This window comes from Thermococcus sp. GR6 (assembly GCF_012027415.1).
GTDB classification, from domain to species: Archaea; Methanobacteriota_B; Thermococci; order Thermococcales; family Thermococcaceae; genus Thermococcus; species Thermococcus onnurineus.
This window is the reverse complement of the sequence record NZ_SNUM01000001.1, coordinates 767,028-792,161: the sequence shown is the minus strand read 5'-3', so window position 1 is coordinate 792,161 and position 25,134 is coordinate 767,028. Positions and strand designations below refer to the sequence as shown.

General features: G+C 52.0%; 26 protein-coding genes and 2 tRNA genes. 22 read left to right on the top strand and 6 right to left on the bottom strand.

All coding sequences use genetic code 11. The features are described from left to right. The first annotated feature begins 52 nt into the window (after nt 1-52). The 3 genes from E3E32_RS04445 (at nt 53) to trmBL2 (ending at nt 5,499) form a co-directional block, all read left to right on the top strand. Complete coding sequence (locus tag E3E32_RS04445; RefSeq protein WP_167730986.1) at nt 53-583, top strand: SWIM zinc finger domain-containing protein; 531 nt, start codon at nt 53-55, stop codon at nt 581-583. A 51-nt stretch (nt 584-634) separates the two neighbouring features. After that, nucleotides 635-4,300: a reverse gyrase gene (gene rgy, locus E3E32_RS04440; RefSeq protein WP_167730457.1), complete on the top strand. Its 3,666-nt coding sequence runs from the start codon at nt 635-637 to the stop codon at nt 4,298-4,300. A 404-nt stretch (nt 4,301-4,704) separates the two neighbouring features. After that, nucleotides 4,705-5,499, top strand: coding sequence for an HTH-type transcriptional regulator TrmBL2 (gene trmBL2 / locus E3E32_RS04435; RefSeq protein WP_167730455.1), 795 nt, complete (start codon nt 4,705-4,707; stop codon nt 5,497-5,499). An 84-nt stretch (nt 5,500-5,583) separates the two neighbouring features. Here the strand turns inward: trmBL2 and E3E32_RS04430 are convergent, their stop codons facing one another. The 3 genes from E3E32_RS04430 to E3E32_RS04420 are packed head-to-tail and all read right to left on the bottom strand — an operon-like array spanning nt 5,584 to nt 6,852. Beyond that, nucleotides 5,584-5,796 (bottom strand): helix-turn-helix domain-containing protein, encoded by a 213-nt coding sequence (locus tag E3E32_RS04430; protein ID WP_167730453.1) that lies wholly within the window; start codon nt 5,794-5,796, stop codon nt 5,584-5,586. Then, the gene (locus tag E3E32_RS04425) at nt 5,793-6,122 is read right to left on the bottom strand and encodes an Sjogren's syndrome/scleroderma autoantigen 1 family protein (protein ID WP_167730452.1); all 330 of its coding nucleotides are present in this window, start codon (nt 6,120-6,122) and stop codon (nt 5,793-5,795) included. Before E3E32_RS04425 ends, E3E32_RS04430 begins: the two co-directional genes overlap by 4 nt. Before the next feature lie 4 nt (nt 6,123-6,126). Further along, a complete protein-coding gene (locus E3E32_RS04420) occupies nt 6,127-6,852 on the bottom strand; it encodes an arginase family protein (RefSeq protein ID WP_167730450.1) in 726 nt (241 codons plus the stop codon). A gap of 138 nt (nt 6,853-6,990) precedes the next feature. Here E3E32_RS04420 and hxlAB point away from each other — a divergent pair, with 138 nt between their 5' ends. The 13 genes from hxlAB (at nt 6,991) to E3E32_RS04355 (ending at nt 18,676) form a co-directional block, all read left to right on the top strand. Further along, a complete protein-coding gene (hxlAB, locus tag E3E32_RS04415) occupies nt 6,991-8,211 on the top strand; it encodes a bifunctional 3-hexulose-6-phosphate synthase/6-phospho-3-hexuloisomerase (protein WP_012571293.1) in 1,221 nt (406 codons plus the stop codon). A 9-nt stretch (nt 8,212-8,220) separates the two neighbouring features. After that, nucleotides 8,221-8,976: a hypothetical protein gene (locus E3E32_RS04410; RefSeq protein ID WP_167730448.1), complete on the top strand. Its 756-nt coding sequence runs from the start codon at nt 8,221-8,223 to the stop codon at nt 8,974-8,976. A gap of 1 nt (nt 8,977) precedes the next feature. Continuing rightward, nucleotides 8,978-9,622, top strand: a complete 645-nt coding sequence (locus E3E32_RS04405) for a TIGR02253 family HAD-type hydrolase (RefSeq protein ID WP_167730446.1) — start codon at nt 8,978-8,980, stop codon at nt 9,620-9,622. Further along, on the top strand, nt 9,619-9,798 hold the full coding sequence (locus E3E32_RS04400; RefSeq protein ID WP_167712247.1) for a hypothetical protein: 180 nt from the start codon (nt 9,619-9,621) through the stop codon (nt 9,796-9,798). The genes E3E32_RS04405 and E3E32_RS04400 overlap by 4 nt, the downstream gene beginning before the upstream one ends. A gap of 3 nt (nt 9,799-9,801) precedes the next feature. Beyond that, nucleotides 9,802-10,608 carry a DUF4392 domain-containing protein gene (locus tag E3E32_RS04395; RefSeq protein WP_167730444.1) on the top strand — a complete coding sequence of 269 codons (807 nt, stop codon included), beginning with the start codon at nt 9,802-9,804 and terminating at the stop codon, nt 10,606-10,608. An 8-nt stretch (nt 10,609-10,616) separates the two neighbouring features. Then, a complete protein-coding gene (locus E3E32_RS04390) occupies nt 10,617-11,237 on the top strand; it encodes an HD domain-containing protein (protein WP_167730442.1) in 621 nt (206 codons plus the stop codon). Between the two features lie 102 nt (nt 11,238-11,339). Continuing rightward, the gene (locus E3E32_RS04385; protein ID WP_012571299.1) at nt 11,340-11,852 is read left to right on the top strand and encodes a KH domain-containing protein; all 513 of its coding nucleotides are present in this window, start codon (nt 11,340-11,342) and stop codon (nt 11,850-11,852) included. A gap of 29 nt (nt 11,853-11,881) precedes the next feature. Then, the gene (aspS, locus tag E3E32_RS04380) at nt 11,882-13,198 is read left to right on the top strand and encodes an aspartate--tRNA(Asn) ligase (RefSeq protein WP_167730441.1); all 1,317 of its coding nucleotides are present in this window, start codon (nt 11,882-11,884) and stop codon (nt 13,196-13,198) included. A gap of 60 nt (nt 13,199-13,258) precedes the next feature. Beyond that, nucleotides 13,259-15,307 carry a hypothetical protein gene (locus E3E32_RS04375; protein ID WP_167730439.1) on the top strand — a complete coding sequence of 683 codons (2,049 nt, stop codon included), beginning with the start codon at nt 13,259-13,261 and terminating at the stop codon, nt 15,305-15,307. Between the two features lie 58 nt (nt 15,308-15,365). Next, nucleotides 15,366-15,722 carry a peptidyl-tRNA hydrolase Pth2 gene (gene pth2, locus E3E32_RS04370; RefSeq protein ID WP_167730437.1) on the top strand — a complete coding sequence of 119 codons (357 nt, stop codon included), beginning with the start codon at nt 15,366-15,368 and terminating at the stop codon, nt 15,720-15,722. 3 nt (nt 15,723-15,725) lie between these two features. Then, the gene (truD, locus tag E3E32_RS04365; RefSeq protein ID WP_167730435.1) at nt 15,726-16,976 is read left to right on the top strand and encodes a tRNA pseudouridine(13) synthase TruD; all 1,251 of its coding nucleotides are present in this window, start codon (nt 15,726-15,728) and stop codon (nt 16,974-16,976) included. A gap of 64 nt (nt 16,977-17,040) precedes the next feature. After that, a complete protein-coding gene (locus tag E3E32_RS04360; protein ID WP_167730985.1) occupies nt 17,041-17,751 on the top strand; it encodes a phosphoglycolate phosphatase in 711 nt (236 codons plus the stop codon). 10 nt (nt 17,752-17,761) lie between these two features. Then, the gene (locus E3E32_RS04355) at nt 17,762-18,676 is read left to right on the top strand and encodes a GNAT family N-acetyltransferase (RefSeq protein WP_240910562.1); all 915 of its coding nucleotides are present in this window, start codon (nt 17,762-17,764) and stop codon (nt 18,674-18,676) included. A gap of 27 nt (nt 18,677-18,703) precedes the next feature. Here the strand turns inward: E3E32_RS04355 and E3E32_RS04350 are convergent, their stop codons facing one another. After that, a complete protein-coding gene (locus E3E32_RS04350; RefSeq protein ID WP_167730433.1) occupies nt 18,704-19,852 on the bottom strand; it encodes a M20 family metallopeptidase in 1,149 nt (382 codons plus the stop codon). Between the two features lie 115 nt (nt 19,853-19,967). On the opposite strand from E3E32_RS04350, the gene E3E32_RS04345 reads away from it, so the two are divergent. The 4 genes from E3E32_RS04345 (at nt 19,968) to E3E32_RS04330 (ending at nt 21,065) form a co-directional block, all read left to right on the top strand. After that, nucleotides 19,968-20,045: transfer RNA gene (locus tag E3E32_RS04345), tRNA-Ala, on the top strand. A 10-nt stretch (nt 20,046-20,055) separates the two neighbouring features. Next, nucleotides 20,056-20,133 (top strand) — tRNA-Val (locus E3E32_RS04340). Nucleotides 20,134-20,384: 251 nt separating this feature from the next. Beyond that, a complete protein-coding gene (locus E3E32_RS04335) occupies nt 20,385-20,672 on the top strand; it encodes a DUF357 domain-containing protein (protein ID WP_012571306.1) in 288 nt (95 codons plus the stop codon). 12 nt (nt 20,673-20,684) lie between these two features. Next, complete coding sequence (locus E3E32_RS04330; protein ID WP_012571307.1) at nt 20,685-21,065, top strand: DUF555 domain-containing protein; 381 nt, start codon at nt 20,685-20,687, stop codon at nt 21,063-21,065. Here E3E32_RS04330 and E3E32_RS04325 read toward each other — a convergent pair whose 3' ends face one another. After that, nucleotides 21,066-21,968, bottom strand: a complete 903-nt coding sequence (locus E3E32_RS04325) for a hypothetical protein (RefSeq protein ID WP_167730431.1) — start codon at nt 21,966-21,968, stop codon at nt 21,066-21,068. A gap of 123 nt (nt 21,969-22,091) precedes the next feature. Between E3E32_RS04325 and pyrG the strand changes: the two genes are divergently transcribed. After that, the gene (gene pyrG, locus E3E32_RS04320; protein ID WP_167730429.1) at nt 22,092-23,693 is read left to right on the top strand and encodes a glutamine hydrolyzing CTP synthase; all 1,602 of its coding nucleotides are present in this window, start codon (nt 22,092-22,094) and stop codon (nt 23,691-23,693) included. Here pyrG and E3E32_RS04315 read toward each other — a convergent pair. After that, nucleotides 23,690-24,580 carry a hypothetical protein gene (locus tag E3E32_RS04315; protein WP_167730427.1) on the bottom strand — a complete coding sequence of 297 codons (891 nt, stop codon included), beginning with the start codon at nt 24,578-24,580 and terminating at the stop codon, nt 23,690-23,692. The genes pyrG and E3E32_RS04315 overlap by 4 nt on opposite strands. Before the next feature lie 115 nt (nt 24,581-24,695). Here E3E32_RS04315 and E3E32_RS04310 point away from each other — a divergent pair, with 115 nt between their 5' ends. Continuing rightward, the gene (locus tag E3E32_RS04310; protein WP_167730425.1) at nt 24,696-25,088 is read left to right on the top strand and encodes a 30S ribosomal protein S8e; all 393 of its coding nucleotides are present in this window, start codon (nt 24,696-24,698) and stop codon (nt 25,086-25,088) included. Nucleotides 25,089-25,134 lie beyond the last annotated feature (46 nt).

Below are 25,134 nucleotides of genomic sequence, written 5' to 3'. Positions count from 1 at the left end.
CGGTCGAAAGGCTTAAAACTGCCAACAATTACCACACTAAGAAGTGGTGAACATGGAAGAAAAGACTCTTAAGAAGGGGGAGCGATATTACAAAGCCGGAAAGGTTCTCTGGGTGGTTAAACAGGGGGATACGCTCTTATCCAAGGTTCTTGGCACTTACCCCTATTACGTTGAACTCAACCTCTCAACCGGCGAAAACCGCTGCACCTGCCCTCTCGGAGGGGACTGCAAACACGTCGCTGCCACGCTGAAGGCCTATGAGAACGGCTTCTACTTCGAAGCCCTGGAAAAGCACGCCGAACTCTACCCCGAAGCGGTGGCAATGGAGATGCTCGCGAGTGTTCCGGAGTTAGCGCTCGACGTTACTTTGAAGGAGCTCCGCTTCGCCATGAGCACCGATGAGAGCGGCAGTGAAGTGGCAAGACTCTTCCGGAGGGCACTGAAGCTCGTAGGAATTACCAAACGGGCCGAAGCCCTTCACGTCCTCGAGGAGGTTCTCGACGAGTACGGGCACATCTTCAGCGATTATGAACTCTCCTTAAAGCTGGAGGATGAACTGAGGGAGCTTGAGGCCGGTCTCTAAAAAGCCTTATAAATCCCCCAAACACCAAATAGAGACTTAGAGGGTGGGAAAATGAAGGCCGTTTATCGGGAGATGTGCCCAAACTGCCTCGGTAGAATCTCGGACGAGAGGCTCTGTCTGAAGAATCCCTGTAATGAGTGTCTCGACGAAACCGCTCACGCTGACTCTTATTTTGAGCTCATAACTGCCGTAAGAAATGCCCTTCAGCTGAAGGGCACGCTTAAGGAGTGGGAGAGAATATACGAACTTGAAAGTGGTGTGAGGGAAGTCGAAGCATTCTTCGAGAATGCAACCGGCTTCACCTTCTGGAGCGCCCAAAGGACGTGGGTCAAGAGGCTCCTCAAGGGAAGGAGCTTCTCGATAATAGCTCCGACTGGAATGGGCAAGAGCACCTTTGGTGCTTTTATGGCCCTTTGGTACGCCACCAGGGGCAAGAAGAGCTACATAGTGGTTCCGACCACTCCGCTCGTCATCCAGACTGTCAAGAAAATCCAGGCAATAGCTGAGAAATCAGGCGTCCAAATCAACCTCGCCTACTATCACGGCAACCTACGGAAGAAGGAAAAGGAGGAAATGCTGGCTAAAATCGAGGATGAGGACTACCAGATACTCGTAACAAGCGCTCAATGGCTTGCAAGGAACTTCGACGAGAAGCTCAGGGGCAGGCGCTTCGACTTCATATTCGTTGACGACGTCGATGCCTTCCTAAAGGCGAGCAAGAACATAGACCGCTCGCTCCTCCTTCTGGGCTTCACGGAGGAGGTAATTAACAAGGCTTGGGAGATAATAAGACTCAAGAAGAGCATGGCCAAATACATCAACGGCCGTGCTGAGGATAGAGACGAACGCTTGAAGGAGCTCAATAGGGAGATTGAGAAGCTCCAGCGCGAGATCGAGGAGTTTAAAGAGAAGAACGGCGTCGGCATAATGATCATAGCATCAGCCACCGGAAGCGCCCGCGGCGATAGAATAAAGCTCTACCGCGAGCTGCTCGGCTTTGAGGTCGGAAGCGGCCGTTCAGCTTTGAGAAATGTTGTGGATAGTTATCTGATGCCTACCAAGGACATCAAGGAACACGTTGAGGAACTCCTAACCCGGCTCGGAAAGGGTGGAATCATTTTCACACCCATTGACCAGGGACTGGCCTACGCCGAGGAGTTGGTGAACTATCTAAGGGGGAAGGGCTTCCGCATCGAGCTGGTCTCTTCAAAGAACAAGAAGGCGATAGAGAGGTTTGAGAACGGCGAGGCTGACTACCTCATCGGCTCGGCCACCTACTACGGCTCCCTCGTTAGGGGTCTTGATATGCCACATCTCATACGTTACGCGGTTTTCACCGGAGTTCCGAAGTTCCGCTTCTCAATAGACCTTGAGAGGCCGACCATCTACCGTGCGCTCGGCCTGCTGAGCGAGGTAATGGATTTCCTGAGCGACGAGCAGAGGAGGGAAGCGGAAAAGCTCCACGCGAGACTTAGAAGGCTCATAAGGAACATCCCTCAGTTCGAGCTCCTCAAGATTGAGGAAGCTTTGGCCGAAGGCCTTCCGATAGACAACTCCTTCCACAACCACGTTCTCAACGTCTTCCGCGAGCTGGTGGAGTTTCTGAGGAAGGTCCTCCGCGACGAAGAAGTCCTCAGGAAGCTTGCCGAAGATCCGTTCATAAGCCTGAAGGAAGAGGGTGGGAAGTGGTACATCGAGATTCCCGACGTGAGAACTTACATACAGGCAACTGGAAGGACCAGCAGGCTCTTTGCGGGCGGAATTACCAAGGGTCTCAGCGTCCTCATAGTGGACAACGAGAAAGTCTTCAACGGCTTAGTGAGGCAGATGCGCTGGCGCTTCACGGAGTTCAAGATGACCCCCTTTGGGGAGTTGAACCTTGATGAAATCCTCAGGCAGATAGACGAGGACAGGGAGAAGGTCAGGCTCGTCATGGAGGGCAAGATAAGCGCCAAGGTTAAGGACCTCGTTAAATCTGCCCTTATGATTGTCGAGAGTCCGAACAAGGCAAGGACGATAGCCAACTTCTTCGGCCAGCCCAGTAAGAGGCGCATTGGAGATTTGGTGGCCTACGAGGTGAGCATAGGCAACAAAATGCTCACCATTCTGGCCAGCGGCGGGCACATGTTCGACCTCGTTACGAACGAAGGCTACCACGGCGTTCTGATTGAGGAAAAAGATGACATGCTCAAGTTCATCCCGGTTTACGACACCATCAAGCGCTGCCGCGACTGCGGACATCAGTTCGTTGACTGGGAGGAGAAGGGCATCTGTCCTCGCTGCGGCTCGACCAACGTCCGCGATGCCCTGGAGAATGTGAAGGCGATGCGCGAGATTGCCCAGGAGGTTGACGAGATACTCATCGCCACGGACCCAGATACCGAGGGAGAGAAAATAGCCTGGGATATCAGGAACGTTCTCTCGCCCTATACACCCAATATCAAGCGCATAGAGTTCCACGAGGTTACGAGGCCAGCCATACTGAGGGCAATTGAAGAGGCGCGCGAGGTAAACGAGGGCCGCGTCAATGCCCAGCTTGTGAGGCGCATAGAGGACAGGTGGATAGGCTTCGAGCTGAGCCAGGAACTCCAGAGGGTCTTCGAGAACCGCAACCTCTCTGCCGGAAGGGTTCAGACTCCTGTTCTTGGGTGGATAATCGAGCGTTATAAGGAGTTCACGGAAAGCGAAACTTACTTCCTTGGTTTGGCTCTCGAGAACGAGCTCAGTGTAACAATCGAACTCGGCAAAGATGCAAAAGAAGTTGAACCGCCGGAAGAGGTTCTCGTTGAAGATGTAAGCCTCGAGGAGCGCGAGCTGAATCCTGCTCCACCGTACACAACCGATGCCATGCTCAAGGATGCATCAACATTCCTCAAGCTCTCCGCCTCTGAGACGATGCGCCTCGCTCAGGATCTCTTCGAGCTCGGTCTTATCACATACCACAGAACAGACTCAACCCACGTCAGCAACATGGGAATTGAGGTTGCCAAGGAATACATCACCCAGGAAGTTGGCGAGGAGTACTTCAGGCCGAGACCGTGGGGGGAGGAGGGAACCCACGAGGCCATAAGGCCAACGCGGCCGATAGACACAGGTCGCTTGATGCAACTCATCCGCGACGGCATAATCCAGCTCTCCAAGAACCTCACCAGGAACCATTACCGGCTCTACGACATGATATTCAAGCGCTTCATGACGAGCCAGATGAAGTCGGCAAAAGTTCTCTATGAGAAGGCAATAATCGATGCAAAAGTTGGAAAGGCCGAGATCGAAGGTTATGTGGAGGTAATTGAGGACGGCTGGACCAAGCTCAGAAGTCCGCCCATGAGGCAGCTCCCGAGACTTGAAAAGGGAGTCAGTCTTAAGGTCGTTGAGGCAAAGAAGTGGAAGGCACCTAAGGTTCCACTCTACACCCAGGGAGACATAATAGCCCTCATGAAGGAGCGCAAGATTGGTAGGCCTTCGACCTACGCCAAAATCGTTCAGACACTCCTCCAGCGCTACTACGTCATAGAAACCCGTGGAAGGAAGAAGCTCGTGCCAACCGATCAGGGTATCAAGGTCTATCACTATCTCATAAGTAAATATAAGGAATTAGTCAGCGAGGAGAAGACGAGGGAACTGGAGGAGATAATGGACATGATAGAGGAGAACAAGACAGACTATCAGGAAGTTCTCAGAGGACTCTACAGTGAGATACGGGAGTACTTGAAATGAGTCTGCATTAGATGATACCAAAACTTTCCCTCCCGTTTTTATAGGTTTGATTTTTGTACCTATTTTCTAATTATGGTTTAAATTTTGAAATTCAACAGATTCTAGATTGATGTATATACGAATTATTGTAGATTCTGCAAAAATGTTACATTATGCTGTATTTTTGACTATAGTTGTCACATTTGATACTCAATTATTGGCTGTAGATTTGCTCTTTAGTAAAACCAAAAATTTTAAAATCTCTTTGTAGTAATAGATTTGCATGTACACGCAACTGCTGTAATATCAAAAGGAGTCATTGCCGAATAATCTTCGGTGCAAACTAGAGGCACTAACAGAATGTGGAAAAAATTTATATGGGGTTAAACACAACAATTAAAATAGGAAAGATGGTGGTGGTAAAAATGGTTAAGGATAGGATGGTAGAGCTCCTTCAGGAGCACTTTGAGTTGAACCTCTACGAGGCCAGAGCGTACGTGGCGCTGGTTGGCTTCGGTGTTCTTACCCCAGCTGAGCTGGCCAGTGTTTCAGAGGTTCCGGCTCCAAGAACCTATGACGTTCTCAGGAGCCTCGAGAAGAAGGGTTTCGCCATAAGCCAGCCCGGTAAGGTCAACAAGTACAGGCCGGTTCATCCCCAGAACATTCTCGAGAAGTTCATCGAGGAGTGGCAAGAGCGCGTCGCTGAGGAGCTTGAGGCCAAGAAGAAGGCGAAGGAGGAGCTCCTCGAGCTCATGAGCCCGCTTATTGAGACCGAGATTCCGAAGTACGGCGTCGAGAAGGTCTGGGTCGTCAGGGGCATAAGGAACGCCACCCTCAAGACCAAGGAGATGTTTGAGGAAGTCAAGGAGCAGATCCTCTTGGCTGACGACGGCTACATCGCCATCAACCTCGAGAGCGACATCCTCAAGGCCATCGACAACGGCGCCAAGGCCAAGATAATCGTCACCGAGAATGTCTACCACAGGCTCAGCACTTCAAAGATACTCGACTACTACAAGGCCGGCAAGCTTGAGCTCAAGGTCATCGACAAGCTCGAGCTTCCGATGCTCATCTGCGACGATGAGGTCTTCTTCGCCCTCGAGGACATGGCTGCTAGGTACTTCAACTACGAGACCCAGATCTGGATCAAGGACTTCCGCGTCAAGGCCCTCTTCGAGAACAAGTTCAACGAGTACTGGAAGAAGGCAAAGAAGGCCTGATCTCCTTTCCCTTTTCTCTACGTTTTCCGGATCAACACAGTTCAATTTTCTGTGCCTAAGCCTATTAGAAGAGAAAAGAAAGGCTCAGATGTACTTGAATTCTTCCTCTGCTTCATCCTTCTCGCGTATCTTCCAGAAGAGTTTTCCGTCTTTCTGGTAACTCTCTATCTTTCCTTGCTCAAGGAAGCGAAGCAAGTAGCGTCTCACTTCCATCTTTGGGAGCTTGGTAGTCTCTGCTATCTCCTCGATGGTTTTAGGTCCGTCCTCGAGAGCCTTCATAACCCTGATGCTCTTCATTCTCCTCCCTCCAGTTTCCTGTATCTCTCCAACAGTTCGATTATCTTCTCCATAACTCTTAAGTGTTTTTCAAGTTCGATAAGATCTCCGGGCATGGAATTTGCCAGCTCGTTAAGTTTCTCCATGAGCCTCTCCTCGATGCCTTCCATCTCAGCCTTCCTCTGCTTTGTCCTGTGCTCGCATATGGGGCAGAAAATCCTCCCGTCCTTTTCAAAGAGCGGAGAGCCACACTTGGAGCAGTGTCTGTCGAGCATCTTTGCCCCGGAAAGCATCAGTGGCATAAGAACGGTTCTCATTTCTTCCTCAGTGGGCCCTTTCAATACCATCCAATCACCCCATTAGCAGCTGGAAGACCTCAATGAAGGCTTTTTTTCCGAGGCGAGAACGCCTTATTCTGTCAGACACCTCGGCTATGTCGAAAGCAACTATCTTGAATCTCCTCTTTATTTTCTCAAGGATTTCCAAGAGTTCCTCGAGGCTCAGTTCCCCGTGTTGGAAGCGGGCTATCTTGTACTCCGGCTTCAGGACGTCCATGTCAATGGTCAGGTAAATCTCATCGCCGAGATATTTCTTAGTCTCAGCTAGTATCTCATCGAGTGAGTTAGTCTGTAGGTTTTTGTATGCCCTCCACTTCCCGCGGACCTTCCTGCTCCTTAGCAAAGCCGGGAAGATTTTAACCCTCCTCGTCCAGAGCTGGGTTCTCTCCGTTGTCGGGATCATCAAAACCGGGGCAAGAACAACGGCCCGGTTAAGGATGTGCTCCTCGAGGGCATAAGCGAGCCACGAGCCGTGGTCAAGGTAGTCGTGCATCAGATCGGTATGAGCGTCGAGACTTATCAGAGAGCCCGGCTTGAGCTTCTCCACGATGCCATATGTGGCAAGATGATCCCCTATTATGTAAGCCTTGTCTTGGGGGATCCTTTCAGCCAGAAGTTCGACTCTGCTCGATTCGACTATCATGTAATCCTCTATGAGCTTGTTCCTTCTAAGAAGTTGCAGAACGTAGAGAACACCGTCGCGGTTAGGCTTCTCGCCGAAGGGGATGAACGTTACCATGATTCCACCCCTCGAGAGTTGGCCTCCTCCCTTTTAAACCTTGGTAAGGTCTTTCGACAAAATCATGTTAAATTTTGACGCCAAACTTTAAAAAGTAGACCTCTGAGATTAAAACGAAAACTCCTTGGAGGCGAGGAGATGATACTCCAGGTTGCCCTTGACTTAACTGACATTGAGCAGGCAATTTCTATCGCTGAGAAGGCCGCTAAAGGTGGCGCTCACTGGCTTGAGGTTGGAACTCCCCTCATCAAGAAGGAAGGCATGCGCGCCGTTGAGCTTCTCAAGAGGCGCTTCCCGGACAGGAAGATCGTCGCAGACCTGAAGACCATGGACACCGGTGCCCTGGAAGTCGAGATGGCAGCCAGGCACGGTGCTGATGTTGTTTCTATTCTTGGCGTAGCCGACGACAAGACCATCAAGGACGCTGTCGACGTCGCCAGGAGATATGGAATCCGGATCATGGTGGATTTAATCGGCGTTAAGGACAAGGTCAAGCGCGCCAAGGAACTTGAGAAGATGGGCGTTCACTACATCCTTGTCCACACGGGCATAGACGAGCAGGTCCAGGGCAAGAGCCCAATGGAGGATCTTGAGAAAGTCGTCAAGGCCGTCAGCGTTCCTGTGGCTGTTGCCGGCGGCTTGAACCTCGAGACCATCCCGAAGGTCATAGAGCTCGGTGCGACGATAATCATAGTTGGCGGAGCCATAACCAAGGCGAAGGACCCTGAGGACGTCACTAGGAAGATAATCGATCTCTTTTGGGGCGAGTACATGATGACCATCAGGAAGGCCATGACTGATATCCTGGAGCACATCAACCAAGTTGCTGAGAGCATAAAGCTCGAGCAGGTCAGGGGCTTCGTCGATGCCATGATCGGAGCCAACAAGATATTCATCTATGGCGCCGGAAGGAGCGGTTTGGTCGGAAAGGCCTTCGCAATGAGGCTCATGCACCTCGACTTCAACGTCTATGTTGTCGGTGAGACAATAACTCCTGCCTTCGAGCCGGGAGACCTGCTCATAGCCATCAGCGGTTCCGGCGAGACCAAGAGCATCGTTGACGCTGCTGAGATAGCCAAGAGACAGGGCGGAAAGGTTGTGGCAATAACTTCCTATGCCAACTCAACCCTTGGAAAACTCTCCGATGTTGTCGTTGAGATACCCGGAAGAACAAAAGCTGACATACCAACGGACTATATTGCTAGGCAGATGCTCACCAAATACAAGTGGATAGCGCCGATGGGCACCCTCTTTGAGGACTCTACCATGATATTCCTTGACGGCATAATAGCTCTCCTAATGGCCACCTTCCAGAAGACCGAAAAGGATATGAAGAAGAAGCATGCGACCCTTGAGTAAGGGGTCGCCATGCCGTCTTTTACCCATCTTTTTGTAGGAATAGGGAGCACGGGAGCAAGGATAGTCAACAGTATACGCGCAGATGGAATCGTAAAGGTAACTGTCAATCCAGCCTATTACCTCCTTCCCCGCTCCGATAAGTACGAGGAGCGCCTCAGGAACTTCTTCTCCAGCCTTCCGGAGAACACTTTCCTGTGGCTAGTTTTCGATGACAAGGAGGTAAACCACGAACTTCGAGAAATAATCGTCAGCAGCGCTCCGAGAGACACCATAAAACTTGCTTATGTGCTGACTCCCAAAAAGGAGCTGGTGACTGAGAAAAAGCCGGACTGGGCCAATGATTTCGAGACGGTCTTTTACGACTCCCTCTGGGACTTTCTTACCGACGGCAATATTTCGTTATCACTGGCCTTTCAGGGAGCATCCGAAAATATAGCGGAGATGTTCTCCAGGCTCTACTACTACCTTGAGACTCAGATGCTGGTCAACATAGACTATGCCGATTTATTCAATATGATACGTGGAGGAAACGTTGGGATCCTGCGTCTCCTTGACCGAGTAGACTTCAACTGGCACTGGGGCATCTGGGACCGGGGCCTAATTGGAATTCTTGTTGGGAGGGAGTTCCCGCTCAAGGACGCCCACGGGATACTCGGCCGCTTCCAAGATATACTTAAGGAGAAAGACATAATATGGGGAGTCATTATGGAGGATGAGCTGACGAGGGATGTCGAGATACTGGCGTTGCTCGTTAAGAGGTGGTAGAATGAAGGCCGTTCTCTTCGATATCGATGGAACGATACTAACTGAGGAGCCTCTGATAATGCTTTTCCTTCCGCAGGTCTACGATAAGCTCTCTAGAAAGCTTGGAATCAGCAAGGACGAGGCCAGGGAGAGATTCCTCGCAGAGATACTCGGCAGGAGGGACAGTTACGACTGGCACGATTGGAACTTCTTTTTCAAACTGTTTGACCTCGATTTGAAATACGAGGAGCTTCTCGAGAGGTATCCCCACAAACTTCAGGTTTATCCGGACACTATTCCTACCCTGGAATGGTTGAGGGATGCCGGATACAAGCTTGGTATTGTGACGAGCGGGCCGAAATATCAGAGGCTCAAGCTTAAGCTCGCCGGTCTTCTGGATTACTTCGACGTCGTCATTACACGGGACGACGTCAACGCCATAAAACCCGAGCCTAAAATCTTCCTCTACACCATTGAAAGGCTCGGAGTCGAGCCCGGCGAAGCCGTTATGGTCGGCGACTCCCTCAGCCAAGACGTTTATGGCGCCAAGAGCGTCGGCATGACCGCTGTGTGGATAAACCGTAATGGTGATAGGGGCTACAACATGGCTGATTACGAGATTAGAACCCTTTACGAGCTTAGAAAGGTTTTGGGTGGTGAAAGATGAAGGAAATATTCAATGCTAAGGGCCTTTTTGTTAAGTATACCGAAAAGAAGGTGAAGCTCGAGAACGGCGACGAGCTGACCCACAGGAGCGAGGAACCGACGGAGCTCTGGTGGAAGCTGAAGGAAGCTGTGAAGGGCAAGAAGGTTAGAATCGTTGTCTATGAGATCGAGGAATGAGCTATGATAGCGCATCTAATAAACACCGATATCGGGAACAGAGGAGTGCTGAAGGTTTACCTCGACTACAGGAGGAAGAACTTTAATTTTTTACATAATTCTGCAAAGCTGTTCTTAGACAATCTCGAGCGGGTTCTCATAGTTACGGGCTTTCCCATTCCACCGATGATGGTGGCCGAAACTGACGGGCCACCGGGAGCACTGGCCATTTATCGCGCCGTTGAGATGCTTGGAGGAAAGGCTGAAATCCTGACGTATTCAGAGGTCGAAAAGGCTCTCGAACCCTTCGGCGTTTCCCTTGCCAGGAATCCTGAGCCAGAGGATTACTCCCTGATAATCAGCGTCGAGACCCCGGGTAGGGCTGCCGACGGCAGATACTACTCCATGAGTGCCCTGGAGATAAAGAGAGATCCCCTGGACGGCATCTTTCTCAAAGCGAGAGCCCTTGGAATTCCCACGATAGGGGTAGGCGACGGAGGTAACGAGATTGGCATGGGAAAAATCCGGGAGCTGGTTGTGGGTCACGTTCCACACGGAGAGAAGATAGCGAGTGTTGTCGAGACGGACGAGCTCATAGTTTCCGCCGTCTCCAATTGGGGGGCCTACGGCTTGGTTGCTCAGGCATCGATTGAAGTTGGAAGAAATCTCCTCGAGGGGTGGGACGAGAGAAGAGTTGTTGAGGCCATCTCCAGCGCTGGGTTAATAGACGGCGTCTCAAAGACCTTGGCTCCGAGCGTGGACGGGATACGTTTGATGGTTCACGAAGGAATCGTTGAGCTTTTAAAGGCAGTAGTCGATGAAGCCATTTAGGTGGTTGAATGGAGCTGGACGCGTTCATAACTGATAAGAAAACTCTCAAATTGATAGAACGTGCCAGAGAATTTGCTATGAGCTTCTTTGAACGCGAGGGGACCCACGGCTTCAGCCATGTGGAGCGCGTCTTCAACCTATGTATGCACATAGGCAGGGAAGAGGGTGCGGATCTAGAAATCCTAGCTTTAGCGGCGCTTCTCCACGATGTTGCCAGACCTCTTGAGAGCGCCGGAAAGGTGGAAGACCACGCCGCTGAAGGGGCACGGATAGCCAGACAGTACCTGAGAAGCTTAGGTTATCCAGAAGAGAAAGTCGAGGCTGTTGCTCATGCGATAGAGGCCCACCGCTTCTCGCGCGGTCCGGAGCCGACCACTCTTGAGGCGAAGATACTCAGCGACGCCGACAAGCTCGATGCTATAGGGGCGATAGGCATTGCGAGGGTCTTCATGTACTCAGGCGAGCACGGCAGGGACATAGAGGCTTCTCTAAGACACTTTGAGGAGAAGATACTTAAGCTCAAAGACCTCATGTACACGGAAACCGCTAAAAAGATGGCCGAAGAACGCCACCGCTTTACAGAGGAGTTCATAGAGCGCATAAGGCGCGAGATAGAGGGAGAAATCTGAACTCCCCTTTAGCCTTTTCTTCCATAATAAGGTTTTTAAAGGACTTCCAGAATTAAGGGTTAGCCCTTTAAGGTCATTCTTCAGGCTGAGGGAGGTGAGGAGATGAAGGCGCCAATCTGTGAGGTGTGTTTGAAGACCGACGACATTCTGTGCCCGGCTGATGAGAAAAAGCTTCAAGAAGGGATTATTTCCGAGCTGGATGTTAAAGTCGCGAGACTCCTATACAAGCTCATTGGCGACGCTGACGTTGAATTCAAGAAGGCCGTTGAAGCTGGTGACCTCGTAATAATCATGGTCGGCGAGGGCGACGTTCCTATAACCATCGGAAAGGGTGGCAAGAACATAAAGGCCCTTATGAGGGAGCTCGGTAAGAGGATAAGGGTCATTGAGAGCGTTGAAGTGAAAGGCACTGACGACGTCAAGAAACTCGCCACTGATCTGCTCTACCCTGCCGGAGTCTTTGGCGTGAACATCGTTTACAAGCCGGGCGGAGGAACCTACTACAAGGTTCTCGTTCTCAGCAGGGATAGGAAGAAGCTCCCGGAGAAGGCCGAGGTTCTGGAGAGCATACTCTCCCAGATAGTCGGCCAGGAAGTTAAAATAAACTTCATTTGACTTCTTTTTTCTTAATGGAGGTTGTGGAGATGTACCGGACGCACTACTCGAGTCAGATTACAGAAGACCTAAACGGCCAGCGCGTCAAGGTTGCTGGCTGGGTCTGGGAAGTTAAGGATCTCGGAGGAATAAAGTTCCTCTGGATAAGGGACAGGGAAGGCATAGTTCAGATAACCGCACCGAAGAAGAAGGTTGACCCAGAGATATTCAAACTCATCCCGAAGCTCAACTCAGAAGACGTCATAGCCGTCGAGGGAATAGTCAACTTCACACCCAAGGCAAAGCTCGGCTTTGAAATCCTCCCCGAGAAGCTCGAAGTTCTCAGCAGGGCCCAAACACCCCTTCCCCTTGATCCGACGGGAAAAGTCAAGGCCGAGCTTGACACAAGACTCGACAACCGCTTCATGGACGTCAGAAAGCCCGAGGTAACGGCGATATTCAAAATCCGTTCCAGCGTTTTCAAAGCGGTTCACGACTTCTTCCACGGCGAGGGTTTCATAGAGGTTCACACGCCAAAGATAATCGCCACCGCAACCGAAGGTGGAACCGAGCTCTTCCCTATGAAGTACTTCGAGAAGGACGCCTTCCTTGCCCAGAGCCCGCAGCTATACAAGCAGATAATGATGGCGAGCGGCCTCGACCGTGTTTATGAAGTCGCTCCCATATTTAGGGCAGAGGAACACAACACCACCAGGCATCTCAACGAGGCATGGAGCATAGATGCGGAGATGGCCTTTATAGAAAACGAGGAGGAGGTAATGGAGCTCCTTGAGAGGCTCATCGCTTACACTATCAACCATGTCCGCGAGCACAACGAGAAGGAGCTTGAAACGCTGAACTTCGAGCTTGAGGAGCCAAAATTGCCGTTCCCAAGGCTGACCTATGACAAAGCACTTGAGATCCTCTCCGACCTCGGCAAGGAGATTCCCTGGGGGGAGGACATCGACACGGAGGGCGAGAGGCTTCTTGGAAAGTACATGATGGAAAACGAGAATGCGCCAATCTACTTCCTCTACCGCTATCCGAGCGAGGCCAAACCCTTCTACATTATGAAGTACGACGACAAGCCCGAGATATGCCGCGCCTTTGACCTTGAATACCGTGGAGTCGAGATAACCTCCGGCGGCCAGAGGGAGCACCGCGTTGATGTCCTCATCGAGCAGATAAGGGAGAAGGGTCTTAACCCGGAGAGCTTCGAGTTCTACCTCAAGGCTTTCCGCTACGGCATGCCTCCCCATGGTGGCTTCGGTCTCGGGGCGGAGAGACTTCTCAAACAGATGCTCGACATCAACAACATTAGGGAAGTCGTACTCTTCCCGAGGGACAGGAGAAGACTCACACCGTAATGCCTTTATACCACCTTTTCCTTTTGGTGATTAGTTGACTACTCTTTGGAGGCTGGAGATATGAAAAAGGCTGCCGCTTTAATCCTCTTGGGTCTGATGATTTTCTCATTTGCACCTATGGCACACCTAGTAAAATCCGCAACGGTGCCCGAGTACGCCAGCATAACGGGAATCTCGCTTGGACTAAAAGACAAGGCTGTTCTGGGTCCCTTTGAGGTGCAGTTCATCGACGTTGATATGTACTGGAGCAGGCTGAGCTTCCAGGTCAACGGACCGGATGGGCCAAAGCTCTACGTTGTGGGGCAGGGCGAGTCGTTCGTCTATCCCGCGGCCGACAACCAGTACCTCAACATTACTCTGACCTGGATCAGATCTGATACCAAGACCGCCCTCATCGAGATACAGTCCCCCCTCCAGAAGTTACTCTCTGGCCAGAAGCTCAACGTGGGGGACACAATAAACCTCCCCGAGGGCTTCCCCCAGATAAGCATTAAACTCACCTCAACCTCGGACACACAGGCTACCTTCCTCGTGACTCTCCCGTACGGCGAGACCCAGACCCTCGTGGTAACTGAGGGGTCCGGTGGAAGCGTTAGGTATAAGCTCGGTGATGTTTACTCCTACTCCAATTACGTTTACATTCACCTCCTGAACACCACGAGTGACGGTCCGGCAACAGTTGACGTCTACGTTCCGAAGGTCGCCTCGACTGACTTCAAGATAGTGAGGGAAGGGGAGGAAGAAACCGATCCAACGACAACCGTTGAGACAGTTCTCGTTTACAATGACCTCCTTTACGTCAACGAGAAGCTCCCGATAACCGTTGACAATGTTACCTACTACGTTAAGCTCGTCTCAACGATTCCGGACGTTGCCAAGGTGGAGGTCTTCAAGGGCGACCAGAGCCTTGGAACGATGCTACTGGAGGTTGGCGACATCCCGAAGGACGCCCCGAACGCTCCTCTCAAGCTGTCTGTTCAGAGTGTTGAACCTGACTACAAGCGAGCTGTTATCAGAGTTTACGCTCCAGTTGGGGCCATCGTGACGCCAATACTGAGGGAGGCCAACATCCTCGCCAAGATAGACGCCGTTCCTAAGGAGATAATGCTTGGCGACAACCTCGTTGTGGCCATAAATGTCGAGAACCTTGGCAGGGGCGATGCTTACGATGTCAGCGTTGCAGCTCCAATACCAAACGACTTCGAGCTGGTCAGCATGACGAAGACCTGGAGCCTCAAGACGTTCCCTGCCTTCACTAACATGCCCGCTCTTATCTACGTCCTCAAGCCAACCAAGGTTGGGGAATTTGACATCGGTAAGGTAATAGTCACCTTCTACGACGACAAGAGCCTCGAAACCGGCCAGAAGAGGATGGTATACTCCCAGCCTCTCACTGGGATCAAGGTATACGGTATACCTGCCATTGACGTCACAGCCCAGGCCTACAACGGAACGTGGGGAAGCTACGTCACCGCCAATGCGGGCGACATCGTCAGCGTCAGGTTCATCCTCACGGCCGCTGATGGAAATCCGGACTACGAGTTCGTCCAGAACGCCACACTCCTCCTCGACCTGCCCAACAGCGTTGATGGCCCCACTGCCGTTGAGGTGGGCACCATAAAGGCAGGCGAAACGAAGACCGTCAAGGTTGACTTCAAGGTCCTTAAGGAGAACCTCACCAACGTCAAGGCGGTACTTGTTTATGCAGACCCGCTCGGAAATGAACACCAGCTTGAGCTCGGCAATCTCGTCACCATAAACAGCATCCCACCGAGGGTCATCGTCAAAGAAGTTCCGGTCTATCCGGGCCCAGAGGAGCTTCCGAAGTACATCAACCAGACCCTCGCCAATATGAGCGATCCAACTCCATTTGCCAAGGAGATAGGCGCAGTCGTCGAGAAGTACAACCCAACGACCAACTACTGGAAGGTTCTGGGAATACTCTTCCTGATACTCACACTGGTCTTAGGAGGTTTGGCCTACAAGTACTGGGACGAGTCCGAGAAGCTCAGAGAAAAGCTCGAGAGGAAGAAGCACAGGCGCCCAGGCGGACTCCCTAAGAAGGTCGAGGAAGAAGAGCGGGAAAGCTCTGAAGTAGTTGAGCTCTGAGCTTTTTCCTCCTCCTTAAATTTATAAATCCCTTTTCTCACTCTCCACGGGATGGGAGATGTTCAGGTACAAGCAGGTCATGGTCATTAGGAAGGATCTGAAGCTCAGCAAGGGTAAAATGGCGGTTCAAGTTGCTCATGGTGCGGTGACGGCTGCTCTAAAAGCCCAGAAGGAGAAGCCAGAGTGGTTCAAGGCATGGTTCCATGAGGGACAGAAGAAGGTCGTGGTCAAGGCTGAGAACGAGAGGGAGCTCTTCGAACTGAAGGCCCATGCGGAAAAGCTGGGCATACCAACGGCACTCATCAGGGACGCAGGACTGACCGAAATTTCCCCGGGAACAATAACCTGTTTGGCGGTAGGGCCCGCTCCAGAGGAGCTCGTTGATAAGGTTACCGGGCATTTAAAGCTGGTGTGAGGCATGGACTACCGTGAGTTCTTCTCCCAGTTCAAGTATTTGAGTGAAAAGCCCGGGATAGGTGGGAGAATAAAAGCCCAGCCAGGGGACTTCATCGTTATGGAAGAGCCCCTGAGGAGTGCCTTCGATGGCAAAAAATATGCGATTTTCCTCCTCAAAAAGCGCAACTGGGATACGATGGCGGCAGTGAAGGAGATAGCCAAACGTGCTGGAATCTCTTATAAGGACATCGGCTTCGCGGGAACGAAAGACAGACATGCCGTGACTTATCAATACATCAGCGTGCCGCGGGATGCGAAGGAAAAAGTTGAGGCTGTTCGAATCAAAGACATCGAACTCCGCTTTGTTTCCTATGGGAGAGCTCTCAAACTTGGCCACCTGCTTGGGAACCGCTTTAAAATCATCGTTCGCGACGTTGACGAGAGCGCCTTCGAGAGAACGAAGGAAATAGTGAGAGAGCTCCGCTCGAAGGGGGGCTTCCCCAACTACTTCGGCTATCAGCGCTTCGGTGAGAGACGTGTTACTAACCATCTGATTGGAAAGCTCCTTCTGAAGGGAGACTTTGAAGGTGCCGCAAGGCTCTTTCTTGGCGCCCATGGAGGGGGAATGGAAGGGGATGAGGCCAGAAAGAACTTCTGGGAGACCGGGGACGTGAACAGGGCCCTTGAAGAATTTCCCGGATTCCTCCGCTACGAGAGGGCAATGCTTTACAGGTACAAGGAAACCGGAAGCTGGCGGAAAGCCTTCCTCTCGCTTCCGCTGCCCATAATGCGTATCTTCATCCACGCCTATCAGTCCTACCTCTTCAACCTTTACATCTCCCGGAGAATCGAAGAGGGACTCCCCTTGAATGAGGCTCTGGTTGGAGACATCGTCGTCCAGATTAAAGGAGGCATCCCCTACCGCGACAGAACCTACCGCGTCACAGAGACGAACATCGACTTTGTGAAAGAAAAAATCCGCAAGGGGGAAGCAATGGTTTCGGGACCGCTTTTTGGCTTCTCGATGAGACGAGCCAGAGGCATCCCTGGAAAGCTTGAAGAGGAGCTTCTCGCTGAGGAAAACCTCTCATTGAAAGACTTCAAGAGACTCCCGAAGCTAATGGCTGAGCCCGGTGGGAGGAGGGAGCTCCTCATAAGGCCCCTCGGCCTGACTTACGGCTATGTTCCGAGCGTAGGAATGTGCTTCCGCTTTTTCCTGCCTAAGGGGGTTTACGCCACTAGCGTTCTGAGGGAGATAATGAAAGATCATTAGCCACCACAAGAATGGGAAGAAACCCTTTTATCGGTGGCCGTTGAATGGCCTCAGGGTGAAGAGAATGATTAAAGCCATATCCCTCGACATAGATGGTACCATCACTTATCCGGACAGGCGGCTCCACGAAGATGCTCTAAAGGCCATAAGGCTCGCCGAGAGCCTCGGTGTCCCTGTCATGCTCGTCACGGGCAATTCCGTGCCGTTTGCTGAGGCAATGGCAATAATGATAGGAACCACAGGACCGGTCGTGGCCGAAGATGGTGGTGCCCTCTCGGTAAAGGACGGCCGCTTGAGAAAGAGGATATACCTCACAACGATGGACGAGGAGTGGATCCTCTGGAACGAGATAAAGAGACGCTATCCCGAGGCGGTTCTCAGCTTCTCAATGCCCGAAAGGAAGGCAGGTCTCGTTGTACTGCGCACGATTCCAGTCGAGGCTGTCAGGGCACTCATTGGGGAGCTTGGACTCAACCTTATTGCGGTGGATTCTGGCTTCGCAATACACATCAAGAAGCCCTGGATAAACAAGGGGGTAGGCATAGAGAAGGCCTGCGAGATTCTCGGCATAAGTCCGAAAGAGGTTGCCCACATTGGGGACGGTGAGAACGACCTTGATGCCTTCCGCGTTGTTGGCTACCGCGTGGCCGTCGGGCAGGCCCCAGAGACACTGAAAGCTGAAGCCGACTACGTGACGCAGACGACCTACGGGGAGGGAGGGGCCGAGGGGATAATGCACGTCCTACGGAAGTTTGGGTACCTCGCGAAGGAATAGGGGGAAGCTTATGGCTATGGTCTCGACCCTGAACGTGCGGATTGCGTCGCTTGAAGACGCGGCTGGAATAGTGGACGTTCACCGATCCGGAGTTGAGCGGTGGCTTAAACGAGAAGACGGAAGGGTTAGGGAGGCTCGCTATGAGGAGCTGAGCATAAGGGAGCGCTATCTCCACGGCGGCCCCTGGATGAGTATCGAGAGCTGTGCGGTTCATCTCAACAACCTCCTTCTCAATGGACATCTCCCCGTGGTCGCCGAGATAGACGGGAGAATAGTCGGAGAGGCTGAGCTTCTGATAAGCGAAGAGCCTGTGAACGGTAGGATTGAGCGGATAGCGCACCTGGATGTTATCGAAGTTCACAGGGAATTCAGGGGGCGCGGAATCGGGCGGGTGATTGTAGAGTTCTTAGAAGAACTGGCCAGTGATATGGGATGTACCCTTCTCACCACAAACCCCGACCCGGACGCTGTGGGGTTCTACCAGAAGATCGGCGTTTCGGAGGTTCTCTACAGGGGCTATCTCGTGAAGTTTGAGACCTCTAGCTTCCCGACGCCGGAAGAGCCAGAACTCTTTGAGTTTTCGTGGGACGACATAAAGAACATGGAAATGGCCGCAGGAAGGTTTCAGACCTCCTACCACCAATGGTTTGTCTCCTTTGTGGACAGAATAGCCGGTGTCGATGATAAGCCGCCGTTCGAAAGCGGCAGGCTTGGAAAGTCCTACTACGTGCTGAAAGGACTCTCAGGGAAAGAACATGAATCCATTCTGTTCATGTGGGGCAGGAGAGATGATATTCCACTCGCGCTGGGGCGGGCTAAAAAGCTTGGGTTCAGAAAGGTTCTCACGGTCGTGGATAGAACGAACTCCTTTAAGTTAAAGCCCGGGGTCATAGGGGAGAATTTGATACTTGGCAAGCGTCTTTGATAGGTGGGGCTACAAAAAAGAGGAAGGTCACGCCCTCAGAAACTCAAAGGCGAGGGCAACCTCCATCGCTGTTCCGAGATGCAGGACGTCCTCATCTACATCGAACTTCGGATGGTGGTGGGGATGGACTATTCCCTTCTCCTCGTTCCTTATGCCGAGCGCTAAAAACGCCCCTGGAACCTTTTGCAGATAGAACGAAAAGTCCTCAGCACCCATCGTCGGCTTGACATCACCGTATCTGAAGCCGTATTTTCCGGCGACTCTTCTTGCAAAATCTGCCATTCTTTTATCGTTCACTGTAGGTGGCGTTAGCTCTTCGATGTCGAGTTCATATGAAGCGCCATGAGCCCGAGTAATGCCATCGAATATCTCCTTCATTCTCCGCACTATTAGGTCGCCTACCTCTGGTTTGAAGAACCTTACCGTTCCTTTCAGCTCGACCTCTTCGGGAATCACGTTGAAGGCAGTCCCACCGCGGATGGATGTAACGCTGACGACGCCGCTCTCTATCGGATCGACGTTCCTGCTCACTATCGTCTGCAGGGCAAGGATCGTTTCAGCCGTTATTGGAATTGGATCGATGGTTTCGTGTGGTGAAGCTCCGTGTCCGCCCTTTCCTTTGATGATGGCTCTGAATATTCCGGCCCCTGCCAGAAACGGACCGTCACGGATTCCTATGACCCCGCTTGGTATGTCCATCCAGACGTGGAAGCCAAAGACAGCATCGACTCCATCGAGGGCTCCTCCCTCTATCATCTTCAGTGCTCCGTTTCCGCCTTCCTCTGCCGGCTGGAAGATTAGGCGAACCTTTCCGCTCAGCCCGTCCGCATGCTCTGCTATTATCTTCGCAGCTCCAAGGAGCATGGCAGTGTGAGCATCGTGGCCGCAGGCGTGCATCTTTCCGGGAATTTTCGACCTGTAGGGAACGTTGTTCTCTTCCTGGACAGGCAGAGCGTCCATATCCGCGCGGAGGGCTATAGTCTTCTCCCCTTTGCCGATGTCTGCTATTATTCCAGTGCCGACGCGCTTTATTTTGTATCCCCACTCACGCAGGTGCTCCTCGACGATTCTGGAAGTCCGCTCCTCTTCGTATTTTAGCTCTGGATGCATGTGAAAGTCCCTTCTCCAGGCTATTATCTCATCCTTAATTTTCAGGGCCTCCTCAATGGGGTTCATGGTATCACCGCATTAACCTCGACAAACACCCATATTAGCTTTTCGATGCCCATCTAAAGAGACCAAAAAATTTATAAATCCACCCTGATAGGTGATTACGGCGTCGATGGGAAGTGGGCCGGTAGCTCAGCCTGGTATGAGCGCCGCCTTGGCAAGGCGGAGGCCCCGGGTTCAAATCCCGGCCGGTCCACCATCCTTGGGTTGGGCCCGTGGTCTAGACTGGTTATGACGCCACCCTGACAAGGTGGAGGTCCGGGGTTCGAATCCCCGCGGGCCCACCAGAAAACAAAACTCTTCTGGCGAGAGGTTTCATCGAAGATTGTATGTTGCTTCTAAATTTGATAGTTCTCCAGGTAGAGTTCCCCTGTTAAAACAGGAAAAGCCCGGTGTTTCACTGTTGTCGTTGCCCTTTAAGCGTCTAAAATTGGGAAACTTCCCGGCGTGTTGAGACGAAAGTCTCAACATGCGAAGCAAAGGGTTGACAGGATAAGGTTTATAAGATTCCTTCCTTACCAACCGTGAGGCGAGACCGGTGGAGCGAGAGATAACCGAGGAAAAGCTCCAGAAGTACTTTAGAATCACCGAGGAGGCGCTTAGGACGCTTGAGATAGCTGTCCACGAAAAGAGTCTTTTGAGGAGCGTTGCGGAGGACTTCCTCACTATGGCGAGGAGCTATTTTGAAGACGCTAAATACTACTACAAGAAAGGCGACTATGTAACGGCTTTCGCCGCGCTCAACTACGCCCACGGCTTTATCGATGCCGGGGTAAGGCTCGGAGTCTTTAGGGGAGAAGACGATAGGCTATTTGCTTTTGGCTGAGAGGTGAGAGCGATGGGAGATTACGTAGTCGTTTTGGAGGCGCCGATTATAGTCAGGGACGTTGAAACGAGTGAGGATGCCATAAACGTTGCTGTCTCGAAGGTTGCCAAAGCGCTCAACAAGGAAAAGCTCGACTTCGTGAGGGTGGAGATTGGCTACTCCCAGTGCCCGGTCTGCGGCGCCCACTTCGAGAGCGCTTTCGTGATCGGTTCGGTCGGACTCGTAGGCATGTACCTCACGATTAAGGTTTACAATGCCCAGACCATAGAGCACGCCGAGAGGATAGCGAAGGCCGTCATCGGGAAGGCCCTCAAGAAGGTTCCGCTCAAGGTTTATGAAATTAGGGAGCTGACCGAAGAGGAAGAGGGTGAAGGAGTAGAGTTTGAGGAATAATCAGACGCTTTCTTCCTCTTTTGTGCCCTCCATGTAAACCATCAGTGCCCCTGCACTGTTCAGCAGGTATCTGATGGTCCCCGTGAGTAGCATCAGCAGTAGCGTTCCAATCCCGAGATAGTACTCGTACTGAAATACCATTAGTGCGTCCACCACTGCGAAGCCCAGCCCGAGGGTTAAGTAGCCGCCAGGGTTTGTCTTCGCGACCCTCCAGATTTCCCCAACGGGACCTATCTTTTTCGTGAAATAGTATGCAGGGATCACGAGAACAAATGCTGGGACCGCGAGAATCGAGGCTATCACCGTCCCAAAAGGTCCGAATATTGCTATGGGAATCGCGAGAAGTATGAGGACTATCAACACCACGACGAACGTTATTGCCTCTGACACAACGAGGCCAGGAAGTGCGTGGAGGCCCTTTAGAACCGAGTCTTTTATGCCCAACTTATCTAATTCGCCCCGGCCAATGCGGACGGCCAGGTCGATAAGGGCGTAGCTGAAGACTATGACGGCGAGGAACGCAAAGATAACAAAGGCAACAAAGCCAGGCAGTTCTTCTCTCAGGCTCTCTTTGACTTGAAGGTATTCCCCGTAGGTGTCTCGGTAGACGTGCATTCCACAGCAGGAAGTTGTTGGTTCCCCTGGGCGGTAGTACTCGTCGTTGCAGGTGAATCCGTGCTCACCGAAGAAGTCGGGGTCAACATCGTAAACCTCGTGGCAGACTATCGCTTCGTTCTCCTTTCCCATCTGCCTTTCCACGTCCTTGAGCCGGCTGTAATCATCCAGAAATCCGCTGATAAACGGAAAAGGTATTGCGTATGTTACGAGGATCGCAATGACCATGAGTGCTATGAACTTCCTATTCTTAAGGGTTCCATTAACATTAAAGTTATAAGTTTCCATAGTACACCCCAGCATAGTACAAACTCGCAACTCTTAAACTTTTCTTCAGTTTCAGCCCGGACCTCAACAAAGCTTTTAAGCACTCACTAATCAACCAACGACATAACCGGTGGAGGTTTTGCCATGGCCAAGTTCATATTTGTAACCGGTGGTGTGGTTAGCGGTCTTGGAAAGGGTATAACCAGCGCTTCTCTTGGTATGCTCATGAAGGCCAGGGGTTTCAAGACGACGAACATTAAAATTGACCCTTACCTGAACTACGACGCTGGAACTATGAATCCCTATCAGCATGGTGAGGTCTTCGTCCTTGACGATGGCGGAGAGGTTGACCTCGACCTCGGCAACTACGAGCGCTTCTTGGACACGAGCCTTACCTTCGACCACAACATCACCACCGGCAAGATTTACTCAGCCGTCATTGAGAAAGAAAGAAGAGGGGATTACCTCGGCGCCACCGTTCAGGTCATACCGCACATCACCAACGAGATAAAGGAGCGCATAAGGGAGATAGCGAGGGACTACGATGTCGTCGTCGTTGAGATAGGCGGAACCGTCGGCGACATCGAGAGTATGCCGTTCCTTGAGGCGGCAAGGCAGATGCAGCTTGAAGAAGGCCGGGATAACGTTGCCTTCGTGCATGTAACCTATGTCCCCAAGCTCCGCGTTGTCGGTGAGCAGAAGACCAAGCCGACCCAGCACAGCGTCAAGGAGCTCAGGAGCTTGGGAATCCAGCCCGATGCCATAGTTGCCCGTTCTGAAGACCCACTCGAGGAGGGTGCGAGGAGGAAGATAAGCCTCTTTACAAACGTTCCACCGGAGGCCGTTATAAGCGCCTACGATGTCGAGGACACTTACGAGGTTCCACTCATGCTTGAGAAGGAGGGCCTTGCGAGATACATCACCAAGAGGCTCGGTCTTCCTGAGAGGGAGCCCGAGCTAGATGCCTGGCGCGAGATGGTGGAGAGGTACAAATCTCTCACTGACACCGTTGAGATAGCAATCGTTGGCAAATACGTCAAGCTCTCCGACTCGTATCTCAGCATAAAGGAAGCTCTGAAGCACTCCAGCGTAGCCAACGACGTCAAGGTCAAGATCCGCTGGGTAGAGGCAGAGGACGTTGAGAAACATGGGGTTAAGCTCCTCGAGGGTGTGGACGGAATAATCGTCCCTGGCGGCTTTGGGGCGAGGGGAACTGAGGGCAAGATGATGGCGATAAGGTACGCGAGGGAGAACGACATACCCTTCCTTGGCATATGCTTCGGTTTCCAGCTGACGGTTGTCGAGTTTGCGAGGAACGTTCTCGGTCTTAAGGGAGCTCACTCGACGGAGATCGACCCGCAGACACTCTATCCCGTCGTTGACCTCATGCCGGAACAGAGGGAACTCGACAAGCTCGGCGGAACCATGCGCCTTGGTGCTTATCCGGTCAAGATAAAGCCAAATACCCTCGCAAGGGAGCTCTATGGCAAGGAGCTCATCTACGAGCGCCACAGACACAGGTGGGAGGTCAATCCCGAGTTCATCGAGCGCTTCGAGAAAGCCGGCCTCGTCTTCAGCGGCGTGGCTGGAGACGACGAGAGGAGGATGGAGATACTCGAGCTTCCGGAAAAGCGCTACTTCATAGCAACGCAGTTCCATCCCGAGTTCAAGTCGAGGCCGATGAACCCGGCGCCTGTCTTCAGGGGGCTCGTAAAAGCAGCAAAAGAAAAGAAGTTTGGGGATTAAATTTCTATTCCCAGCTCTGCCAGCTCTTCATCAACTTTTTTCAGCTCTTCCATTCTCTGGAGCTCCCTGTAGAAGGCAACCCCGCCGGCCCAGAGGAAGAAGTATAGCAGGGCGTCGAAGGGTGCCTGCACGAAGGCTGAAACGTAGGGAGCCAGGTTCTCCGGAAGCGTGAGCTGGATTATGAAAGCCAGAGGGCTGGCTATGATGGCGATGCCTATGGCTGCGACACCCAGCAGGGCGCCGAATCCAACGGTTGAGAGGACGTTCCTGAACCCTAAGCCGAAGGCCTCGAAGGCGGCCCCTATGGTGCCCTTGTCCGCGTAGAGGGGGATTGCCATAGAGGAGAGTCCCAAAGTGAAGGCCAGAACCAAGAACAAAAGAACCACGCCAATCAGTATGAGCACGGCTCCAGCCGGGAGGAACAGCGCCCCCACAACCATTGGAATGGCCGCGACGCCTATGAAAACGAGCATTATGAGGCTATAGATTATGTTTATCACCAGCACTCCCGGAAAATGTTTGAGTCCATCCGCAAGCAGTTCGCCGAGGCTGTAGTCCTCATCGTTAAGGTACGTGAAAATGCCCTTTGTTATCCCGTACTCAACGATCGAACTTAGAACGATGGTTATGATGAGGTAAATCATCAGGCCTTTGAGAAACTCAATCAGCATGTCCATCTCGTCTTCCGTTATCGGCGTCCCGTACTCCTCGACTATGACATTGCCCTTTTGGATGGAGGTCTGATTGTATGTGTACTCAAAGTCGCTTGGTATTAGATATACTGACAGCAGGGCTAGAATGAGCGTCATTGTCAGAACGAGGAGGTAGAGCCTTTTGTTGGCGAGAACTATCGAAAAGGTCTTTGTGAAGGCATCTATAGCTCCCATACCACCACCCGATGGAGTAATGGGGACAAGGCTTTAAAAATTCTTCCAGAAAAGCTTATAAACGAACCGCCCAAAGTGGCGATAGGTTGAAGATTAAGCTCATGAGGTGAGATAAATGGCTATCTGGCAGGGAAGGTCACTCAAGAAGCCTTCAGGTGGAAGGATTATCCTCGCTAGGAAGAAGAGGAAGAGGGAGCTTGGAAGGGAGCCCGCTTTCACGAAAGTTGCCGAGGGCAGGGAAAAGAAGAAGATAATCAGAACCTACGGTGGCAACAGGAAGGTCAGGCTCATTGAGGCCCTCTACGCCAACGTCTTCGACGGTGGCAAGGGCAAGAAGGTTAAGGTACTCAGAGTCGTTGAGAACCCGGCCAACAGGCAGTACGTTAGGAGGAACATCATCACCAAGGGTGCCATCATCGAGACTGAGATCGGCAGGGCCATCGTTACCAGCAGACCCGGCCAGCATGGCGTCGTTAACGCCGTCCTCATCAAGGAGGAAAACGCCTGATTTCTCCTTCTTCCTCTGGATGTGCCCTTTTAGCTTTCCTTTAGAT

Excerpts from the sequence above, each read along its gene's own strand:
- E3E32_RS04325 (WP_167730431.1), bottom strand. The coding sequence starts at position 21,968 with ATGGAAACTTATAACTTTAATGTTAATGGAACCCTTAAGAATAGGAAG.
- E3E32_RS04420 (WP_167730450.1), bottom strand. The coding sequence starts at position 6,852 with ATGGTAACGTTCATCCCCTTCGGCGAGAAGCCTAACCGCGACGGTGTT.
- E3E32_RS04445 (WP_167730986.1), top strand. The coding sequence starts at position 53 with ATGGAAGAAAAGACTCTTAAGAAGGGGGAGCGATATTACAAAGCCGGA.
- E3E32_RS04430 (WP_167730453.1), bottom strand. The coding sequence starts at position 5,796 with ATGAAGAGCATCAGGGTTATGAAGGCTCTCGAGGACGGACCTAAAACC.
- E3E32_RS04395 (WP_167730444.1), top strand. The coding sequence starts at position 9,802 with ATGATAGCGCATCTAATAAACACCGATATCGGGAACAGAGGAGTGCTG.
- pyrG (WP_167730429.1), top strand. The coding sequence starts at position 22,092 with ATGGCCAAGTTCATATTTGTAACCGGTGGTGTGGTTAGCGGTCTTGGA.
- E3E32_RS04400 (WP_167712247.1), top strand. The coding sequence starts at position 9,619 with ATGAAGGAAATATTCAATGCTAAGGGCCTTTTTGTTAAGTATACCGAA.
- E3E32_RS04410 (WP_167730448.1), top strand. The coding sequence starts at position 8,221 with ATGCCGTCTTTTACCCATCTTTTTGTAGGAATAGGGAGCACGGGAGCA.
- E3E32_RS04405 (WP_167730446.1), top strand. The coding sequence starts at position 8,978 with ATGAAGGCCGTTCTCTTCGATATCGATGGAACGATACTAACTGAGGAG.
- rgy (WP_167730457.1), top strand. The coding sequence starts at position 635 with ATGAAGGCCGTTTATCGGGAGATGTGCCCAAACTGCCTCGGTAGAATC.
- trmBL2 (WP_167730455.1), top strand. The coding sequence starts at position 4,705 with ATGGTTAAGGATAGGATGGTAGAGCTCCTTCAGGAGCACTTTGAGTTG.
- E3E32_RS04310 (WP_167730425.1), top strand. The coding sequence starts at position 24,696 with ATGGCTATCTGGCAGGGAAGGTCACTCAAGAAGCCTTCAGGTGGAAGG.
- E3E32_RS04350 (WP_167730433.1), bottom strand. The coding sequence starts at position 19,852 with ATGAACCCCATTGAGGAGGCCCTGAAAATTAAGGATGAGATAATAGCC.
- E3E32_RS04355 (WP_240910562.1), top strand. The coding sequence starts at position 17,762 with ATGGCTATGGTCTCGACCCTGAACGTGCGGATTGCGTCGCTTGAAGAC.
- E3E32_RS04425 (WP_167730452.1), bottom strand. The coding sequence starts at position 6,122 with ATGGTATTGAAAGGGCCCACTGAGGAAGAAATGAGAACCGTTCTTATG.
- E3E32_RS04385 (WP_012571299.1), top strand. The coding sequence starts at position 11,340 with ATGAAGGCGCCAATCTGTGAGGTGTGTTTGAAGACCGACGACATTCTG.
- E3E32_RS04390 (WP_167730442.1), top strand. The coding sequence starts at position 10,617 with ATGGAGCTGGACGCGTTCATAACTGATAAGAAAACTCTCAAATTGATA.
- truD (WP_167730435.1), top strand. The coding sequence starts at position 15,726 with ATGGACTACCGTGAGTTCTTCTCCCAGTTCAAGTATTTGAGTGAAAAG.
- E3E32_RS04330 (WP_012571307.1), top strand. The coding sequence starts at position 20,685 with ATGGGAGATTACGTAGTCGTTTTGGAGGCGCCGATTATAGTCAGGGAC.
- E3E32_RS04360 (WP_167730985.1), top strand. The coding sequence starts at position 17,041 with ATGATTAAAGCCATATCCCTCGACATAGATGGTACCATCACTTATCCG.
- E3E32_RS04315 (WP_167730427.1), bottom strand. The coding sequence starts at position 24,580 with ATGGGAGCTATAGATGCCTTCACAAAGACCTTTTCGATAGTTCTCGCC.
- E3E32_RS04375 (WP_167730439.1), top strand. The coding sequence starts at position 13,259 with ATGAAAAAGGCTGCCGCTTTAATCCTCTTGGGTCTGATGATTTTCTCA.
- hxlAB (WP_012571293.1), top strand. The coding sequence starts at position 6,991 with ATGATACTCCAGGTTGCCCTTGACTTAACTGACATTGAGCAGGCAATT.
- aspS (WP_167730441.1), top strand. The coding sequence starts at position 11,882 with ATGTACCGGACGCACTACTCGAGTCAGATTACAGAAGACCTAAACGGC.
- pth2 (WP_167730437.1), top strand. The coding sequence starts at position 15,366 with ATGTTCAGGTACAAGCAGGTCATGGTCATTAGGAAGGATCTGAAGCTC.